General features: G+C 70.0%; 12 protein-coding genes. 9 read left to right on the top strand and 3 right to left on the bottom strand.

Translation table 11 applies throughout. From position 1 onward, the window contains the following. Nucleotides 1–3 precede the first annotated feature (3 nt). From MicroSTF_RS17645 to MicroSTF_RS17635, 3 genes are read left to right on the top strand one after another with little or no spacing between them, the layout of a single operon-like run. Nucleotides 4–741 carry a LytR/AlgR family response regulator transcription factor gene (locus MicroSTF_RS17645; RefSeq protein ID WP_029258754.1) on the top strand — a complete coding sequence of 246 codons (738 nt, stop codon included), beginning with the start codon at nucleotides 4–6 and terminating at the stop codon, nucleotides 739–741. Continuing rightward, nucleotides 738–1,112 carry a hypothetical protein gene (locus tag MicroSTF_RS17640; protein ID WP_021198463.1) on the top strand — a complete coding sequence of 125 codons (375 nt, stop codon included), beginning with the start codon at nucleotides 738–740 and terminating at the stop codon, nucleotides 1,110–1,112. The genes MicroSTF_RS17645 and MicroSTF_RS17640 overlap by 4 nt, the downstream gene beginning before the upstream one ends. Beyond that, the gene (locus tag MicroSTF_RS17635; RefSeq protein WP_322957463.1) at nucleotides 1,109–2,566 is read left to right on the top strand and encodes a cation acetate symporter; all 1,458 of its coding nucleotides are present in this window, start codon (nucleotides 1,109–1,111) and stop codon (nucleotides 2,564–2,566) included. The genes MicroSTF_RS17640 and MicroSTF_RS17635 overlap by 4 nt, the downstream gene beginning before the upstream one ends. A gap of 1 nt (nucleotide 2,567) precedes the next feature. Here MicroSTF_RS17635 and MicroSTF_RS17630 read toward each other — a convergent pair whose 3' ends face one another. Both MicroSTF_RS17630 and MicroSTF_RS17625 read right to left on the bottom strand, forming a co-directional pair. Continuing rightward, nucleotides 2,568–3,503, bottom strand: a complete 936-nt coding sequence (locus MicroSTF_RS17630) for a pirin family protein (protein ID WP_322957461.1) — start codon at nucleotides 3,501–3,503, stop codon at nucleotides 2,568–2,570. Continuing rightward, nucleotides 3,500–3,844, bottom strand: a complete 345-nt coding sequence (locus MicroSTF_RS17625) for a GNAT family N-acetyltransferase (protein ID WP_322957459.1) — start codon at nucleotides 3,842–3,844, stop codon at nucleotides 3,500–3,502. The genes MicroSTF_RS17630 and MicroSTF_RS17625 overlap by 4 nt, the downstream gene beginning before the upstream one ends. 206 nt (nucleotides 3,845–4,050) lie before the next feature. Between MicroSTF_RS17625 and recQ the strand changes: the two genes are divergently transcribed. Then, nucleotides 4,051–6,072, top strand: coding sequence for a DNA helicase RecQ (recQ, locus tag MicroSTF_RS17620; RefSeq protein ID WP_322957458.1), 2,022 nt, complete (start codon nucleotides 4,051–4,053; stop codon nucleotides 6,070–6,072). Between the two features lie 38 nt (nucleotides 6,073–6,110). Here recQ and MicroSTF_RS17615 read toward each other — a convergent pair whose 3' ends face one another. Further along, nucleotides 6,111–7,388: a TetR/AcrR family transcriptional regulator gene (locus MicroSTF_RS17615; RefSeq protein ID WP_322957456.1), complete on the bottom strand. Its 1,278-nt coding sequence runs from the start codon at nucleotides 7,386–7,388 to the stop codon at nucleotides 6,111–6,113. 133 nt (nucleotides 7,389–7,521) lie between these two features. On the opposite strand from MicroSTF_RS17615, the gene MicroSTF_RS17610 reads away from it, so the two are divergent. From MicroSTF_RS17610 to MicroSTF_RS17590, 5 genes are all read left to right on the top strand, one after another. Then, nucleotides 7,522–8,820: an MFS transporter gene (locus tag MicroSTF_RS17610; protein WP_322957454.1), complete on the top strand. Its 1,299-nt coding sequence runs from the start codon at nucleotides 7,522–7,524 to the stop codon at nucleotides 8,818–8,820. A gap of 2 nt (nucleotides 8,821–8,822) precedes the next feature. Continuing rightward, the gene (locus MicroSTF_RS17605) at nucleotides 8,823–10,577 is read left to right on the top strand and encodes a glycoside hydrolase family 3 protein (RefSeq protein ID WP_322957452.1); all 1,755 of its coding nucleotides are present in this window, start codon (nucleotides 8,823–8,825) and stop codon (nucleotides 10,575–10,577) included. A 273-nt stretch (nucleotides 10,578–10,850) separates the two neighbouring features. Then, nucleotides 10,851–16,052 carry a choice-of-anchor G family protein gene (locus MicroSTF_RS17600; RefSeq protein ID WP_322957450.1) on the top strand — a complete coding sequence of 1,734 codons (5,202 nt, stop codon included), beginning with the start codon at nucleotides 10,851–10,853 and terminating at the stop codon, nucleotides 16,050–16,052. A 78-nt stretch (nucleotides 16,053–16,130) separates the two neighbouring features. Next, a complete protein-coding gene (locus MicroSTF_RS17595) occupies nucleotides 16,131–16,949 on the top strand; it encodes a DUF5819 family protein (RefSeq protein WP_322957448.1) in 819 nt (272 codons plus the stop codon). Further along, nucleotides 16,946–18,205 (top strand): HTTM domain-containing protein, encoded by a 1,260-nt coding sequence (locus MicroSTF_RS17590; protein WP_322957446.1) that lies wholly within the window; start codon nucleotides 16,946–16,948, stop codon nucleotides 18,203–18,205. The genes MicroSTF_RS17595 and MicroSTF_RS17590 overlap by 4 nt, the downstream gene beginning before the upstream one ends. The last annotated feature ends 26 nt before the right edge of the window (nucleotides 18,206–18,231 follow it).

The raw sequence follows: 18,231 nt of genomic DNA, 5'->3' as shown, positions 1-18,231 counted from the left end.
ATCATGACGAACAGCGCCCCCTCGATCGACGTCCTCGTCGCGGATGACGAGCGTCCAGCCCTCGACGAGCTCGTCCACCTGCTCGGCACTGACGCCCGCATCGGCGAGATCCTCACCGCGTCGTCGGGCGCGGATGCGCTGCGGCTGATGTCGGAGCGCGCGGTGCGGATCGCGTTCCTCGACATCCACATGCCGGGGTTGACCGGGATGGAGCTCGCGCGGGCGCTGCTGACCCTCGCCGAACCTCCGGCGGTCGTGTTCGTCACCGCCGACGAGGCGAAGGCGGTGGAGGCTTTCGAGCTGCGTGCCGCCGACTATCTGCTCAAGCCCGTGCGCCTCGAGCGTCTGCGGCGGGCGGTCGACCGGGTGGTCGAGCTCGGAGACGCCGCGGCATCGGGCGACGACGAGATGCTGCCGGTCACGGTCGGCTCGGTCGTGCGGTTCGTGAAACGCAGCGACGTGCGCTGGGTGCGGGCGCAGGGGGACTACTCCCGACTGCACACCGGAGATGGGACGGGTCATCTGGTGCGCATCCCGATCTCGGAGCTGGAGGCGCGATGGGCGGATGCCGGGTTCCTCCGCATCCACCGCTCTTCGCTCGTGCGCATCGCCGCCGTGACCGAGGCGCGGCTGTCGGGGCCGGAGCCCACCGTGTCGATCGGTGCGACCTCTCTCCCGGTCAGCCGGCGACTGGTACCCGCGGTGCGCGACGCGCTGCTGCGCGGAGAGGGGGCAGGATGACCGAGAAGCCGAAGCGGGTTCGTGTGACGGCCGACCTGCCCGATCGGAGGCCGACCACCTTCACCCGCGGCATCGCGCTCCCCGGCTCGCCCGTCGACGAGGCGGATGCCGTGTATGCGCGCGCCCTGATGCGCAGTCAGCTCCGGCTCGCGCTCGGGACCGTCGCGGGGTTCGTCGTCGTGGTCATCGCGCTGACCCTGACGATCGCTCTCGTCCCCGAGGTCGGACAGGTCGTGGTCTGGGGCCTGCCGCTGTCGTGGCTGCTGCAGGCCTACGCGTTCTATCCGATCATCCTCGTGTTCGCGGTGCTCTACGTGCGCACGGCCGCCCGCAACGAGCGCCGATACCGGGCGCTCCGTGATCGCGAATGAACGCGGTGCTCGACCTCATCGGCGTCGCGCTCGTCATCGTCGCGACCCTGCTGATCGGGGTCTACGGACTGCGCATCTCGCGCACGACGGGAGACTTCTTCGTCGCCTCGCGCACCGTGCGGCCGGTGTGGAACGCGTCGGCGATCAGCGGCGAGTACCTCTCGGCCGGCACTTTCCTCGGACTGTCGGGTCTCGTGCTGCTCGACGGCGCCCGCGGCTTCTGGTTCCCGATCGGCTATGCGGCCGGCTACCTGCTGGTGCTCGCGTTCGTGGCGGCGCCGCTCCGGCGCAGCGGCGCCTACACGATCCCGGACTTCATCGAGGCGCGGCTGGAGTCGACGTCGGCCCGGCGCGTGACCAGCATCGCGGTGCTGGTGATCGGCTGGCTCTACATCGTGCCGCAGCTGCACGGAGCGGGGCTGACGCTCCTCGTCGTGGCCGGCCTTCCGGAATGGGTGGGGGCCGTGACCGTCGCGGTGCTCGTGGCGGCGGCGGTCGCCGCGGGCGGCATGCGGGCCATCACCTATGTGCAGGCGTTCCAGTACTGGCTCAAGCTCACGGCGCTCCTGGTGCCGGTGGTGTTCATCGCGTTCGCCCTCAGCGGCGGTCCGCACGACGTCGATCCCGCGTTGGTGTTCCCCGTCGAGGCCGGGCCCTCGGGCTTCGACGCGTATGAGACGGCATCCCTGTTGCTCGCACTGCTGTTGGGGACGATGGGGCTCCCGCACGTGCTGGTGCGGTTCTACACGAGTCCGACCGGGGTGTCGGCGCGGCGGACCACCGTCATCGTGATCGGCATGGTGAGCGCGTTCTATGCGGTGTCGAGCACGATGGGGCTGCTGGCGCGCATCGCCGCTCCCGACCTCGCGGTTCCCGGTGTCGCCGACACGGTGGTGCTGCTGTTGCCGTCGCGCGTGTTCCCCGGAGCGTTCGGCGAACTGCTGACCGCGCTGATCGTCGCGGGGGCGTTCGCGGCGTTCCTGGCGACATCGGCCGGCCTCGTGGTGTCGCTCGCCGGCGTGATCAGTCAGGACGTGTTCTCCGGTTCGGTGCGGTCGTTCCGGCTGTCGGCCGTGCTCTGTGCGCTGGTGCCGCTCGTGGTGGCGCTGCTCACGGCACCGGCCGGCCTCGGGTCGAGCGTCGGCGTGGTGTTCGTGGTGGCGGCGTCGACGCTGTCGCCGGTCGTGCTGTTGGGAGTCTGGTGGCGAGGACTCACCGCCCGTGGCGCGGTCGCCGGGATGCTGTCGGGCGGGATCGCCGCCGGACTCGCGCTGCTGGTGCACGCGGCGGTCGGGGGAGTCGGAGTGGCCGCGCCCTACCTCGCGCAGCCCGCCGCCTGGACGATCCCGCTCGCCACGGCCGTGACGGTCGTGGTGTCGCTCTTCGATCCGCGGGGACCGTCGCCGCGCACGGAGCGCTTCCTCGCTCGTGTGCACACGCCCGAGCGCGGCTGAGTCAGAGTTTCCGGCTGCGCGGCATGAGCCGCACGTCAGGGAGCGGCGGAGCGGGGATGCGCACGTCGTGACCGTCGACCGCGCCGAAGCGGGGGGATGCCGCTCCCGTCACGGACTCCGCTTCCCACTCTTCGCGCGCCTCGACGATCTCGTCATGCGAGCGGCCGGCGAAGTTCCACCACATCACGATGTCGTCCTCGAACGGCTCACCACCCAACAGGAACAACAGGGCGCCCTCGGTGCTCGACACCTCGACGTTGTCGCGGGAGTCGCCGAGGTAGAGCAGGTTGTTGCGATCGAGCGGATGCGAGGCCACCACGGCGTCTCCCTCGACGAGCATGAGGGCGTGCTCCCAGTCGGAGCGCAGCGGCAGATACACACGCGAGCCGGGAGCGAGCACGATCTCGGCCCCGACGATCGGGGTGTGCACCGTGGCGGGTGAGCGCACGCCGGCGAACTCGCCGAGCACGACGGTGGCTTCGGCATCCGCTCCCTCGTCGGCCGAGACGGTGAGTGCGGGCAGTGCGGTGTGCCGTTCGAACCCGGCAGCGCCGTGGCGGGCCGCATCCGGGAGCACCACCCAGAACTGCAGCGCATCGAGGGGGACGGGATCCTCGCCGATCGAGTACTCCGAGTGCGAGATCCCGTTGCCCGCGGTCATCAGGTTCAGCTGCCCGCGACGCAGGTCGGCGTCGCTGCCGAGCGAGTCGCGGTGACGGATCTCTCCGACGAGCGGCCAGGTCACGGTCTGCAGACCGATGTGCGGGTGCGGCTCGACCCGCATCTTCGTGTCAGCCGGTCCGAACCGGTCGAGGAAGCACCAGGCGCCGATCGTGGGCAGGTTGCGGTGCGGTAGCGCGCGCAGCACGTTCATGCCGCGCACCCCGCCGAGCGGCACCTCACGGGGCTCGAGGATGAGGCGGTGCTGCCCGATCATTCGGCGCGGCCCGTCGGGTCCTCACCCGCGGTTCCCACAGGTGCAGAGGGGGTCTTCGGCCAGCGGATCTCGGCACCGGCCACCTCGTGCGTCTCGAGGTACTTGGCGATGTACGGGCACAGCGGCACGATCGCGTCACCGCGTCCTGCCGCATCCGCCAGCGCCTCGGCAGCGAGCTTCCCGGCCAGCCCCTGGCCTTGGAACGCCGGGTCGACCTCGGTGTGGATGAAGCGGATGGATCCGGGGCGCAGGTCGTAAGCGGCGAAGCCGGCGAGCACGTCGTCGGAACGGATCTCGTACCGCGATTCGTCGTCGTTGCGGGTCACGGTGATGGCGGTCATCGGCTGCTCCTTCGAACGGATGCCTCCAACCTACGCCCCGCGTGCGCGGTCGGGCCCGGCGAAAACCCCGGCCGTCTGCTGCCGCACCGGCGCGTCGGTGTGCGACACTCCGTGGGGGAGGCGGGTGGCCTGGGTTTCGGCAGCCGGGCGCTCGAGGGTGTGGAGGACACGCCTCCCGCGTCGGCGGGGGTCGTTACGCTGGAGGGATGCCGCAGACTCCCCGTGACCCGTACGCGGACCTGCCGTACGCCGACGAGCCCTACGACGACGGTTGGGAGTCGTCCGCCCCGCCCGAGCCGATGGACTGGGAGCCGCAGGGGGCGGGCTACGAGCCGCCGCTCGACTGGGGTCAGGGGCCGGTCACGCCGGTGGCCCCCGCATCCGCGGCTCCGGCCGCTCGTCGCGCGACGCCGAGCCGGTACGCGACCGCGCGCGAGGCTCTGCACACCGTCTTCGGCTACGACGAGTTCCGTGGCGACCAGGCGGCGATCGTCGAGCAGGTCATCGCCGGCGGAGACGCCGTCGTGTTGATGCCGACCGGTGGCGGAAAGAGCATCACCTACCAGGTGCCCGCCCTCGTCCGTGAGGGCACGGGCCTCGTGATCAGCCCGCTCATCGCGCTCATGCACGACCAGGTCGATGCCCTGCGGGCCAACGGTGTGAAGGCCGCCTACCTCAACTCCACCCAGGCGATCGACGAGCGTCGCGAGGTCGAGCGGGCCTACGTCGCCGGCGAGCTCGACCTGATCTACGTCGCCCCGGAGCGCCTCTCGAACGCACAGACCACCGCGCTGCTGCAGCGCGGATCGCTCAGCGTCATCGCGATCGACGAGGCCCACTGCGTGTCGCAGTGGGGGCATGACTTCCGTCCCGACTACCTGGCTCTCGGCGACCTGGGGGAGCGGTTCCCCGGGGTGCCGCGCATGGCGCTCACGGCGACGGCGACCGCGGCGACGCACAAGGAGATCACCGAGCGGCTGCACCTCGAGGGCGCCGCCCACTTCGTCGCGAGCTTCGACCGCCCGAACATCCAGTACCGCATCGTGCCGAAGGTCGATCCGCGCAAGCAGCTCGTCCAGTTCATCCGCTCGCAGCCGGAAGGCGCGGCAGGGATCGTCTACGCGCTCAGCCGCAAATCGGTCGAGCAGACGGCGACCTCTCTCGCCGCCCAGGGGTTCGATGCGCTGCCGTACCACGCGGGTCTGCCCGCCGAGGTGCGGGCGGCCAACCAGGCGCGCTTCCTCCGTGAAGACGGCGTGGTCATGGTCGCGACCATCGCGTTCGGCATGGGCATCGACAAGCCCGACGTGCGCTTCGTCGCGCACATCGATCTGCCGAAGTCGGTCGAGGGCTACTACCAGGAGACCGGTCGCGCCGGCCGCGACGGCGAGCCCTCTGTGGCGTGGATGGCGTACGGTCTGGGCGACGTCGTGCAGCAGCGCCGGCTCATCGACCAGAGCCCCGGCGACCGCACGTTCAAGATGCGGATGGGCCAGCACCTCGACGCGATGCTCGCGCTGTGCGAGACCGTGGAGTGCCGCCGGCAGAACCTGCTGGGGTACTTCGGTCAGGAATCGCAGCCCTGTGGCAACTGCGACACGTGCCTCGAGAACACCGAGACGTTCGACGGGCTCGTGCCCGCGCAGAAGCTGCTCTCGACGATCGTGCGGCTGAAGCGTGAGCGCAATCAGGCGTTCGGTGCCGGCCACCTGATCGACATCCTCCGCGGCGCCTCGACCGAGCGCATCCGGCAGCAGGGACACGAGAAGCTCGCGACCTACGGCATCGGCAACGACCTCTCCGATCAGGACTGGCGCAGCGTCGTCCGGCAGCTCCTCGCCCGTGGCATCCTGGTCGCGCAGGGCGACTACGGCACCCTCGCTCCCGGAGAGCAGGCCGCCGGAGTGCTGCGCGGCGAGACGGCTGTACCGCTGCGCAAGGACACGATCGGGCGTCCGACCTCGTCCGGTCGGGCTCGCAAAGCCAGTGCCGCCGATGCCCTGGACGCCGGAGACCGGGGTCTGTTCGAGGCGCTGCGCACCTGGCGGGCCGAGACCGCTCGCGAGCAGGGCGTCCCCGCCTACATCGTGTTCGGGGACGCGACCCTGCGCGCGCTCGCGGAGCATCGTCCTGCCTCCCTCGCCGACCTCGACGGGATCACCGGTATCGGTGCGAAGAAACGCGAGGCGTACGGCGAGGGTGTTCTCGCGGTCATCGCCGCGGCCTGATCTGAGCCCTGACCATCACCGCCCGACTCCGCGCGCGCTCAGCGCGGAGGCAGCACGTCGTCGAGATGTGCGCGCAGGTGGGTGGCGATGTCGAGCCGCTCCCTGTCGTACAGCCACTGGTACTGCAGCCCGTCCCACATCGCGATGAGCCACGTGGCCTCGTGCTCGGGGTCTCGATGCGCCGGCAGATCGCCGTCGATCCGGGCGAGGCGGAAGAGCTCGGTGAAGTAGTCGAGGGCGTTCGCGAACCGCATCGCGAAGTAGTCATGCGCGGGGTGGGCGGCAGGCACGGCCTCGCACGACAACACCGCATACACCTCGATCAGACCGGGTTCCTCCTGCGCGCTGAGCGCGGCACCGTCGGGGATGCCGCGCAGCAGCTCGCCCGCTGACGCGGCGCCGGCGAACCCCTGGTTCTGGTTGATGGCGCTGTCGCGTTCGGTCAGGACGGCGCTGAGCAGCAGTTCCTTCGACGGGTAGTGGTGCAGCAGCGTCGACTTCGACACCCCGACCGCGGTCGCGATGTCCTGCAAGCTGGTGTCGCCGTAGCCGTCGCGGGCGAACAGGCGGGTCGCATCGGCGAGGATCTGCGCGCGACGACGGCGGCCGACCGCATAGCCGGGATCGACGTCGGCTGCAGCGGTCGTGCGCAGTGCGGGAAGGGGCCCCGCCGGGTCAGAGGTGTCCGACGAGGGCTCGTCGTCGGGGTCCCGCCACCCGAGCGGCAGTGCCCAGAGGTTCTCCCGCTCCTCGAGCATCTCCACCACGTCGACCCGATCAGGCAGATACTGCGACAGCAGCTGCAGCCCGTCCCATCCGGCGGTGTGTCGCACCGTCTCCCCGTCGACATCGCGATCGGCCGCGATGACACCGTGGTGCTTCGCGTCTTCCAGGACGTCGACGCTCAGAGAGCGGAGACGGCAGTACCGGGCGCGCATCCGCTCGTGCGCAGGGTGTCCGGGAGCAGAGGCTTCGCCCGTGAGCGCGGCGAACAGCTCGAGGTAGCCCGCGGTGCGCGCGTTCCGCTCGGCGATGCCGGCGAAGACCAGCTCGCCCGGCTCGGAGGCGGCCGAGATCGCGCTGAACACGGTCTCGTTCTCGGCTTCGAGCTCGGCGACCACTTCGCCGAGCAGGTCGTCCTTCGAGGCGAAATGGCCGAGGAGCCCTGGATGGCTGACGGAGGCCGCGGTGGCGATATCGCGCAGAGACGTCGACCGGTAGCCGCGCGTGACGAACAGGTCATGTGCGGCGGTGAGGATCCGCTGGCGCGTGGCGGCAGCGCGCGCGTGCCGGGAGCCGGTCGCTGTCGTCGTCATCGCATCCTCCTTCCACATCCTATCCTCGCTCATTACCAATCGGTCTGGTTTCAGTTACCAGACGGTCGAGATTGGTGTATCGTCATCCCAGACCGCATCGCCCGAAGACGTGCGGTGAATCGAAAGGACTGTCATGACAGAGCTGTCATCCGCCGCCACGGCGGCCGCGGTCGGCACCACCGGGTTCAAGGCCCCCGGAACCACGCCGCCGAAGACCCCGCGCGGCTTCACGCCGGGCCTCGCCGCCGTGAACTTCGGCGTCTACCTCGCCCTGCTCACCCCGGTCATGGTGTCGATGGCATTCAAGATCCAGCACATCGACCCCGTGAACACCGAGGGCAGCCTCGGACTAGTGATGGGCGTGGGCGCGATCTTCGCCCTGATCGCGAACCCCCTCGTCGGTCGACTCTCCGACCGCACCACCTCGCGCTGGGGCATGCGTCGTCCGTGGATCCTCGGCGGCGCGATCGTCGGGCTCGGCGGCTTCCTCCTCATCGGCTCGGCGACCTCCGTGTGGATGGTCCTGCTCGCCTGGTGCCTCGTGCAGACCGCGATGAACGCCGTGCTGGCCGCGGCCAACGCCACGCTGCCCGATCAGGTGCCGGTCACCAGCCGAGGCAAGGTCTCCGGCATCATCGGCATCACGACCCCGATCGGCATCCTCGCCGGCAGCTTCCTCGTGAACTTCCTCCCCGGCGACTTCGAGCGCTTCGTGGTGCCCGGCGTGATCGCCCTGATCCTCGTGATCGTGTTCGTCGTGACCCTCAAGGACCGTCGCCTCACCGAGAAGCCGGCCGAGAAGTTCACGGTCGGCATGTTCTTCGGCTCGTTCGTGTTCAACCCCCGCAAGCACCCCGACTTCGGCTGGACCTGGCTCACCAAGTTCTTCGTGATGTTCGGCTACGCCGGTATCGCCACCTTCCTGCCGCTCTACCTCGTCACCAAGTTCGGTCTCGACGAGCAGGGCGCGGTCGGCATCATCCTGGCCGCCAACCTCGCCTCGATGGCGGCGATGGCGATCTCCTCGCCGCTGGGCGGATTCCTCTCCGACAAGATCGGCAAGCGTCGACCGTTCGTCGCGATCGCCGGCGTGATCATGGTGGTGGGCCTCGTCATCCTCGCCATCGCTCCCGACGTCACGACCGTCATCATCGCGCAGGCGATCATCGGTCTGGGCGCCGGGTCCTTCCTCTCGGTCGACCTGGCCCTCGCGACCGAGGTGCTGCCCAACCCCGACGACGTGGCCAAGGACCTCGGTGTGCTGAACATCGCCAACGCCCTGCCGCAGTCGATCGCCCCGGCCATCGCCCCCGGCATCATCGCCATCGGTGCAGCCACACCGCTCGGCGGCTACACCACCTGGTACCTGTTCGGCGCGGTCGTCGCGCTGGCCGGCGCCGTTCTCGTCTACCGCATCAAGGGAGTCAAGTGACCATGACAGAGACCATCACCGCACGCCCGTGGCTCGACACCGATCTCCCCGTCGACGAACGGGTGCAGCTGCTGCTCGACGCCATGACGATCGAGGAGAAGGCCGGGCTCTTCTTCCACACGATGATCGCGATCGGCGACCTCGAAGAGCCCAACCCGATCTTCGCGACCCCGTCGGCCCGCGAGTTCCTCGAGACCAAGCGGATGACGCATTTCAACCTGCTCGGCGCCGCGCCCACCGGCCGCGAGATCGCCGCATGGCAGAATGCGCTGCAGCGGCTGGCGGCATCCACGCGCCTCGGCATCCCGGTGACGCTGTCCACCGACCCGCGGCACTCGTTCAGCGAGAACCCTGGTGCATCGATCCTCGCCGGCCCCTTCTCGCAATGGCCCGAGACCCTCGGCCTCGCCGCCACCCGTGACGAGGCGCTCGTCGAGCGCTTCGCCGACATCGCCCGACAGGAGTACACGGCGGTCGGGCTGCGCGTGGCCCTGCACCCGCAGGTCGACCTCGCGACCGAGCCGCGGTGGGCGCGGCAGACGGCGACCTTCGGCGAAGACGCGGAACTGTCGGGAAAGCTCGGCGCCGCCTACATCCGCGGGTTCCAGGGGGAGTCCTTCGGGCCCGGATCGGTGTCGACCATGACGAAGCACTTCCCCGGAGGCGGTCCGCAGAAGGACGGCGAGGACCCGCACTTCCCCTACGGCCGCGAGCAGGTCTATCCTGGCGGCGAGTTCGAGCTTCACCTGAAGCCGTTCGAAGACGCGCTCGCCGCGGGGACCCGGCAGATGATGCCGTACTACGGGATGCCCGTCGGCACGGAGTACGAGGAGGTGGGATTCGGGTTCAACAAGTCCGTGATCACCGGCCTGCTGCGTGAGCGCTACGGCTTCGACGGTCTCGTGTGCACCGACTGGGGCCTGATCAGCGACTCCGAGATCTTCGGTCAGCCCTTCCCCGCACGTGCCTGGGGCGTGGAGGATCTCACGCCGCGCGAGCGCATGAAGAAGGTGCTGGAGGCCGGAGCCGACCAGTTCGGCGGCGAAGCGAACCCGGAGCTGCTGCTCGAGCTCATCGCCGACGGTGAGGTGACCGAGGAGCGACTCGACGTCTCGGCTCGCCGCATCCTGCGCGAGAAGTTCGAGCTCGGGCTGTTCGAGAACCCGTACGTCGACGAGGACGCGGCCGACGAGATCGTCGGGCGAGCCGATTTCCGAGCCGCGGGGGAGGCCGCCCAGCGCGCCTCGATCACGGTGCTCATGAACGACGGTGCCCTGCCGTTGGCCCCCGGCCGCAAGCTCTACGTCGAGGGCGTCGACGCGACGGTCGCTGCATCGTTCGGGGAGATCGTCACGACGCCGGAGGAAGCCGACCTGGCCGTCATCCGCCTGCAGGCTCCGTTCGAAGAGCGCGAGACGATGTTCGAGAACTTCTTCCACGCGGGCTCTCTCGCGTTCTCGGACGATGTGGTCGCGCACGTCCGCGCGGTCGCCGCCGTCGTGCCGACCGTCGTCGACGTGCTCGCGGATCGTCCGCCGATCCTCACCCCGATCGTCGAGGCCGCGGCCGCGGTGACCGTGAACTGGGGGGCCTCGAGCGCCGCGCTCCTCGACGTGCTCAGCGCCGCGTTCCCCGCCCAGGGCAGGCTGCCGTTCGACCTGCCGCGGTCGATGGACGCTGTCGAAGCCTCCCGTCCCGATGTGCCGTTCGACACCGCCGATCCGCTGTTCCGGTTCGGTCACGGGCTCTCGCTCTAGTCCGGTCGCACCGTCCGGAAGACCGCCCCGCAAGCTTCGGCATGCGGGGCGGTTCGGCGTCCCGGCATCCTCTCGCCGGGAGCATCCCGTCGCTGCACGGTCACCACGTTTCGAAATGTCTCGCGCGAAGACGTTCACCGGACGATTTCTGGACGAATGCTGGACTTCTCATTCGGGATCCCGTAAGAATGAGCGCAACATCGCTCGGCCGACAGAAGTCGACCCGTGGGGGGGCCATGTGACGCGGAAGATCGCATCACACGGGAGTAGCGAATGGAATTGCAGGAGAGGACTCTGCGGCGACGCAGAGCGGTAGGAGGAGGCATCGCCGGCGTCACCGTCGGCGCGGTGATCCTCGCGAGTGCACTGGTGCCGACGGCGGCGAATGCGCTGGACGCGGCGAATCCGAATGATCCGTCTGTCGCGCAGGGGCAGATCATCCAGCTGCCCGCCGCCCTGCTCGGCGGCCTCGACATCGCGGCGCTCGGACACACGCTGACGAGCAACCCGGCGGCCCCCGGCTCTGAGCTCGGCGGGCTGGACGTCGGGCTGCTGGAGGCGCTGAACATCGACGTGGGCACGCTGAACGTGCCGCTCCTGACCGACGGCACCCCCGGGACGCCCGGTCTGCTGCGACTCGGCGATCTGGGCGCAGCGCAGAGCTTCAGCTCGTCGCCGACCCAGACGCAGTCGATCGCCTCATCCGGGACCATCACCTCGGGTGGCGCCATCGACACCGGTGCCATCGACGGCAGCGTGAACCCCGGCACCCTCGAACTCACCGATCTGTTCGACCAACTCGCCGTCGCCGGACTCACCGACGCGGTGCTCGACCAGGCGTCGGTCGGCATCGGCGCACTCGCATCGCGTGCCGAATCCAACGCCGGAACGGTCACCTCCCAGTACCGCATCGCCGACCTGAACCTCGATCTGCACAGCAACCTGGTCGCCGGTCTCTCGGGCACACTCGCCTCCGCGATCCAGGGCACCGTCACCCCCGTGAGCGATCTCGCCGGCCCCGGCGGAGCGCTGACCGCACTCACCACGACCATCGTCAACACGATCAATGCGATTCCCGACGTGCCGCTCGTCGCGGCGTTCACCGCGACCGGAGGAACGGTCGTGATCGCCGGACTCGACACCGTCGGACAGACCGTGACCACGCAGGTGCTGCAGACACCGGTGGAGAACACGACGGGCTCGGTGCTGGTCGATCTGAACACCGGGACGGTGTCCGTCGATCTCGCCAAGATCCTCGTCGAGACCGGGGCGGGGGCCGACCTCAACTCCCTGCCGGCGAACACCCCGGTGCTGTCGGCCACGACGATCTCCGCGATCCAGCAGGGCATCACCTCCGCCCTCACCGGTACCCACCCGAACAGCTTGAACGGCAAGGTCTCCACCATCCTGAAGTCGACGTTGGACGCGCTCCAGGTGACGCTGACCGTCGGGGTCGATCTCACGGTGCCGCTCACCGGAACGCCACTGGTGTCGGGGGATGTGACGGTCAAGGGCTCGCTGGCGCAGTTCGCCGGCACCGCGACGCCGGTTCCCGTGGTCGCGACCGACATCAGCCTCGCCGGTCTCAACATCGGCGTCCTCTTGAACCCGGTGGTCGCTGCCGTCACGAATGCGGTCGCCACCACGACGGGTCCGCTCGTGAACACCGCGCTGAACAGCGTGATCCCGCTCGTGCAGCCCGCGCTCGCCGCGATCACCGGACCGGTGCTCTCGACGCTCGATCCCGTTCTGCAGGGCGTGCTGTCGCAGGTCGCGACCATCACCATCAACGAGCAGCCGGCGACAGGAGACATCCCCGGAGGGAGCTTCACCGTGCGCGCGCTCGGCGTGAATCTGCTCCCCGCCGTCGGTGGCGGAGTCTCGCTCGACCTCGGATCGTCGACGGTGAAGGCCGCGGCGGCGGCCGTCCCCGCGATCGACGCGGCCGCCACGGTCCAGGCGGGAACCAACCTCCCTGTGACGGGCTCGGGATGGCCTGCGAACACGCAGGTCACCATCCAGGTGACCACCGCCGGCGGCGGCATCGTCAACGACCCGTTGCCGGTCACGACCGATGCCAACGGCGCCTTCACCTTCGCGTACGGGATTCCGGTGGCGACGCCGCCGGGCACCGGCTACATCGTGACGGCGACCGACGGCACCAGCACGGCGACGGACACCACCGAGGTCACTGCTGCGGCAGCCATCGACGCGGCACCCGCGGTGCAGGCGGGCACGAATCTCGGTGTCTCGGGAACCAACTGGCCCGCGAACACCCAGGTGTCGGTGCAGCTGCGGGCTCCCGGCGGCGGTGCGAACATCGGTGGTCCCGAACTCGTGACCACCGACGGCTCCGGCACGTTCACGCTGGCCTATCCCGTCCCGGCGGGAACGCCGGCGGCGACCGGATACGAGGTCACGGCATCGGTCGGCGCCCAGACGGCGACCGACACCACCGAGGTGACGGCTGCGCCGGTCGCGTCGATCGACGCAGCCGCGACCGTCCAGGCGGGCACGAGCCTTCCCATCACCGGCACGAACTGGCCTGCGAACACGCAGGTGTCGGTGCAGCTGACGGCTCCCGGCGGGGGCGCGAACGTCGGCGGGCCGGTCACGGCGACCTCCAACGCATCCGGCGAGATCACGCTCGACTACCCGGTTCCCGCGTCTGCGGCGCCGGGCGCGGCGTACACCGTGACCGGGACGGCAGGAGCGGTCACCGCGATCGACACCACCGAGGTGACGGCGGCGGCGACCGTCGACGCGGCGGCGACCGTGCAGGCAGGGACGTCGCTTCCGGTCACCGGAGCGAACTGGCCGGCGAACACGCAGGTGTCGGTGCAGTTGACGGCTCCCGGCGGCGGGAACGTCGGCGGTCCGGAGACGGTGACGACGGATGTGTCCGGCGGCTTCACGCTGGACTATCCGGTGCCGGCCTCTGCGACTCCCGGAGCGGGCTACACCGTGACGGCGACCGTCGGCACCCAGACCGCGACCGACACCACCGAGGTCACGGCCGCGGCGGCCGTCGACGCAGCGGCGACGGTGCAGGCAGGAACGTCGCTTCCGGTCACGGGGACGAATTGGCCGGCGAACACGCAGGTGTCGGTGCAGCTGACCGCTCCCGGCGGTGGTGCGAACGTCGGCGGTCCGGAGACGGTGACCACCGACGGCACGGGCGGCTTCACGCTCGACTACCCGGTGCCGGCCTCTGCGACCCCCGGCGCGGGCTATACCGTGACGGCGACCGTCGGCACCCAGACCGCGATCGACACCACCGAGGTGACGGCGGCGGCCGCGATCGACGCGGCGGCGACCGTGCAGGCCGGCAGCGATCTGCCTGTCACCGGGACGAACTGGCCGGTCGACACCGAGGTGTCGGTGCAGCTGACCGCTCCCGGCGGTGCGGCCATCGGCACGCCTCGAACCGCCACGACCGGTGCTCTCGGCGGCTTCGCACTCGACTACCCGGTTCCGGCCGGCACACCCGCAGGGACCGGCTACACGGTCACGGCTTCGGTGGGCGCGCAGACGGCGACCGACACGACGGAGGTCACAGCGGCTCCGGTCGTGGTGGATGCGGCGGCGCAGGTCCCCGCGGGCACGAACCTGGCCGTCACCGGTTCCGGGTGGCCGGTGAGCTCCTCGGTGTCGTTGCAGCTGACGGCTCCGGGCGGCGGCGCCGACGTCGGCGGTCCGGTGACCGCGACCACGGATGCCTCCGGTGCCTTCACGGCGAGTTATCCGGTTCCGGCCGGCACCACGCCGGGAACGGGCTACACGCTCACGGCGACCGCGGGTGCGGTCACCGGATCGGACACCACCGAGGTGACTGCGGGCGATCCGGGCGACGTCAACACGAACGCGGCAGCCTCGGCGTCCGCCTCGGCTGACGCGACGGCAGACGGTGACCCGTCGGCTCAGGCCGCTGCGGAAGCCGCTGCCCTCGCGGATGCCACTTCCGCCGCCTCGGCGGCAGCGACGGCTGATGCCACGTCGGCGGCTCAGGCCGCGGCGACGACCGATGCCTCGACCACCGCGACCACGGATGTGACCTCCGCGGCCAACGCCTCGGCGGCCGTCGCGGCGCAGGCGGCCGCGCAAGCGGACGCCTCGGATGATGCCAACGCGGCGGCATCGACGGCGGCGGAGTCGAACTCCTCGGCCTCGTCGGAATCGGCAGCGACCACGGATTCGTCCACGGACGCATCGTCTGAGGCTTCGGCGAACACGAACGCGACAGCCTCGGCATCCGCTTCGGCCAACGCCGATGCCACTACCGCCGCGGTCGCCGAAGCGTCCGCGCAGGCGGCGGCCTTCGCCGACGCCACGGCGGAGGGATCGGCTGCGGCCGACCCGGCGGCGGAAGCGGCATCGGAGGCAGCGGCGACCGCGACCTCGTCCACGGCGGCGACGGCGGATGCCACCTCGGAGGCGAACGCCGGCGCGGCGATCGCCGCCCAGGCGGCAGCGCTGGCCGACGCCACGACGAACACCGCGGCCGACACATCGGCCACGTCGGATGCGAGTACGAGCGCGGCGTCGAACGCGAGCGCGGCAGCCATCGCGAACGCCTCGACCGATGCGTCTTCGGATGCGGTCGCCTCGGCGGACGCATCGGCGGAGATCAACACCAACGCCTCCGCGTCGGCGTCGGCCTCTGCGCAGGCCGACGACGACAGCAACGCCTCGGCGGAAGCAGCGGCAGTGGCTGCGGCACTCGCAGACGCGACCAGCCAGGCATCCGCTGCGGCGGATGTGTCGGCCAACGCCGCGGCCCAGGCGGCGGCGACCACCGATGCCTCCACGGATGCCTCGACCACGGCCACCACAGCGGCGAATGCCTCTGCGGCGGCAGCGGCTCAGGCGGCAGCGCAGAACGACGCGACCTCCACCAGCGCGGCGGATGCCTCGGCTTCGGCCGATGCGGATCCGAACGCCTCGGCGGCAGCGGCGGCGAACGCCTCGTCGTCGGCCACGGCATCGGCATCGGCTGCAGCTGACGCCTCGGCCGAAGCCACGGCTGCGGCATCCGCCGATGCCACCGCCAGCGCCTCGGCGGACGCGGCGGCCGACCCGACCGGGAACATCGCCATCGCGCTCAAGTCCCCGGTGCTGGAGCGTGGCAAGCAACAGACCGCGGTCGGCACGGGCTTCAGGCCCGGCGAGACGGTGACGGGTGTCATGACCTCCGCCCCCGTGGCGCTGGGAACCCAGGTCGCGAACGCGCAGGGCACGGTCACCTTCACCTGGACCGTTCCCACCGACACCGATCTCGGAACCCACACCGTGACGCTGACCGGAGCGACGTCCGGCAGCGTATCGGCCTCGTTCCAGGTGGTGGCGTCGGGTCTGGCCACGACAGGCGGACAGGTCCAGGGCGGATGGATCGCTCTGGCCGCACTGCTCCTCATGCTCGGCCTGGGGGCGATGAGACTCGCGAGATCCCGACGGCCCCGGGTGCAGACGGAGTGATCGCGATGCAGGAACGCTGAGTGGTCGGGACCGTTTCCCCACGGCGGTCCCGACCCTCGGCGGTACGGAGGGAAGTGAATGAGCACGAAACTCGAGTCCTCACTGGAGACCGACGTGTCCGCGTCGGGTGACACGGCCGTGGTGCGTCCGCGTCCGACCTGGTGGGTGAAGCTCATCGCCTTCGCCGCCTGCCTCCTGACGTTGTGGCATATCGGGGCGTCCTTCCTGTGGATCGCGCCGTACTCCGCCCTGCGGGAGATCCCCACGCAGGAGGTGCTGGCCGGGTACATGCTGCCGATGTTCGGACAGTCCTGGAGCGTCTTCGCGCCGGAGCCGATCAACGGCGACTACCACTTCAACGTCCGTGCCGTCATCGAGAAGGACGGCGAGCAGGTCGAGACCGGCTGGGTCAGCGCCACCGACGTCGAGCTGTCGATGATCCGCTACAACCTCTTCCCGCCCCGCGCCGGTATCCAGTCCAGCGAGGTGGCGAGTGGACAGATGAACGCCTACAACAAGCTGAACGCCGATCAGCAGGCCGTGGTCGGTCTTGACTTCGCGAAGGACGACGGGGAGGAGTGGATGGTGCGCTCGTTCGAGAAGCTCGAGGGCGACAACCCGTCGACGGAGGCGTACATGGCCGAAGAGCACCTCTCCACCGCGTACGCGACCCAGGTGGCCTATGCGATCTGGGGTGCGGATGCCGTGGTCAAAGTGCAGTACCGCGTGAGTCGTCAGAACGTGGTCCCGTACGAGGATCGCAACGATCCGAGCGCACAGCGGCCCGATCCGACGTTCTCGACCACCGGATGGAGACTTCCCATAGAAGAGGAAGGGCAGAGCCGTGAGAACTTCGCGGACACCTTCCGCGCCCAGTTCGAGAGGATCCAGCCGTGAGCGCGCCGACGAGGACTGCGCCGCGGAAGCCCGGCGCGAAGCAGGACGTGACGAAGAAGGAAGCCCTGCCCCGGAGCACGACGACCGCGCCGGCGCCGGTGTCCACGCCTCCCGCTCCTCCTCGTGAACCCGCGCCCGCTCCTGCGAGCACTGTGCCCCCGCGGTCGTTCCTCACTCGGCTGCTGACGTTCGCCTCGTCGATGATCGGCGGGCTCTGGGCGATGGTGCTCTCGGCGATCGACCGCATCTCTGCTTTCGTCGGCGACTGGCTCTTCAACAGCAAGAAGGCACTCTACGGGCTCGCGGTCACACGTATCCTCTTCGGCGTCACCGCCATCGGCCTGCTGGCCTCGAACTTCAGCACCCGCCTCTACACGTTCGGATCCGGATCGGCCTGGAACGGCGAGCTCGCCGAGCCGGTGAGCGAGTTCCCGAAGATCTGGGTGTTCAGCGCCTTCCATGCCGCGATGGGCAACGACGTGCTGTACACGGCGCTCTACCTCCTCCTCGGAGTGCTCGCGGTGCTGTTCGTCCTGGGGTGGCGGTTCCGGATCGTGCTCCCGATCTTCTTCTGCCTCTGGGTGGGCTTCATCGAGGCCAACGACATGGTCGGCGATCAGGGCGACAACATGTTCCGCATCGCCCTGCTGCTGCTGTTCTTCGCCGACCCCGCGGCCCGGTGGTCGCTGGACGCGAGGCGTCGGGCGAAGTCGGGGGAGTGGTTCGCCCCGAACAGCCAGCCGGCGCTGCTGGGAACCATGTTCCACAACCTCGCCCTCGTCGCCCTCACCGCGCAGGTGTGCTTCGTGTACGCCTCGGGGGCGCTGTACAAGGCGGGGGGTGCCCCGTGGGAAGAGGGGTACGCGATCTACAACCCGCTGCAGACGGCACGGTTCGGTACCTGGCCGGTGCTCAGCGACCTCGTCACCGCCTGGGGGCCGATGGTCACGATCGCGAGCTGGGGGTCGATCATCCTGCAGGTCGCCTTCCCCCTCATGCTGTTGACTCGTCCGACGCGGCTGATCGGCCTGCTCGGCATCCTCTCCTTCCACATCGGCATCGCGGTGCTCATGGGACTGCCGTGGTTCTCGCTCACGATGATCGCGATCGATGCGATCTTCATCCGTGACCGGACCTGGGGGCGGTTGAGTGCGGGGACGAGACGGCGCTGGCGGGAGGCCGGGGTCGAGCGGCAGCCGACGACGCCGCGAACGGTGAGCCCCGACGCGGAGGCGCAGGCGCGGACTGTGGTCTGACGACAACGCGGCGGGGAGATGTGCCC

Source organism: Microbacterium sp. STF-2 (genome assembly GCF_034650155.1).
Lineage (GTDB): Bacteria > Actinomycetota > Actinomycetes > Actinomycetales > Microbacteriaceae > Microbacterium > Microbacterium maritypicum_A.
Note: the sequence above shows the minus strand (reverse complement) of the source record. Positions and strands in the feature narration are given on the sequence as shown.

What these genes read in the sequence shown, in the direction of transcription:
- MicroSTF_RS17645 (WP_029258754.1), top strand. Translation starts at nt 4, where the DNA reads ATGACGAACAGCGCCCCCTCGATCGACGTCCTCGTCGCGGATGACGAG.
- MicroSTF_RS17640 (WP_021198463.1), top strand. Translation starts at nt 738, where the DNA reads ATGACCGAGAAGCCGAAGCGGGTTCGTGTGACGGCCGACCTGCCCGAT.
- MicroSTF_RS17635 (WP_322957463.1), top strand. Translation starts at nt 1,109, where the DNA reads ATGAACGCGGTGCTCGACCTCATCGGCGTCGCGCTCGTCATCGTCGCG.
- MicroSTF_RS17630 (WP_322957461.1), bottom strand. Translation starts at nt 3,503, where the DNA reads ATGATCGGGCAGCACCGCCTCATCCTCGAGCCCCGTGAGGTGCCGCTC.
- MicroSTF_RS17625 (WP_322957459.1), bottom strand. Translation starts at nt 3,844, where the DNA reads ATGACCGCCATCACCGTGACCCGCAACGACGACGAATCGCGGTACGAG.
- recQ (WP_322957458.1), top strand. Translation starts at nt 4,051, where the DNA reads ATGCCGCAGACTCCCCGTGACCCGTACGCGGACCTGCCGTACGCCGAC.
- MicroSTF_RS17615 (WP_322957456.1), bottom strand. Translation starts at nt 7,388, where the DNA reads ATGACGACGACAGCGACCGGCTCCCGGCACGCGCGCGCTGCCGCCACG.
- MicroSTF_RS17610 (WP_322957454.1), top strand. Translation starts at nt 7,522, where the DNA reads ATGACAGAGCTGTCATCCGCCGCCACGGCGGCCGCGGTCGGCACCACC.
- MicroSTF_RS17605 (WP_322957452.1), top strand. Translation starts at nt 8,823, where the DNA reads ATGACAGAGACCATCACCGCACGCCCGTGGCTCGACACCGATCTCCCC.
- MicroSTF_RS17600 (WP_322957450.1), top strand. Translation starts at nt 10,851, where the DNA reads ATGGAATTGCAGGAGAGGACTCTGCGGCGACGCAGAGCGGTAGGAGGA.
- MicroSTF_RS17595 (WP_322957448.1), top strand. Translation starts at nt 16,131, where the DNA reads ATGAGCACGAAACTCGAGTCCTCACTGGAGACCGACGTGTCCGCGTCG.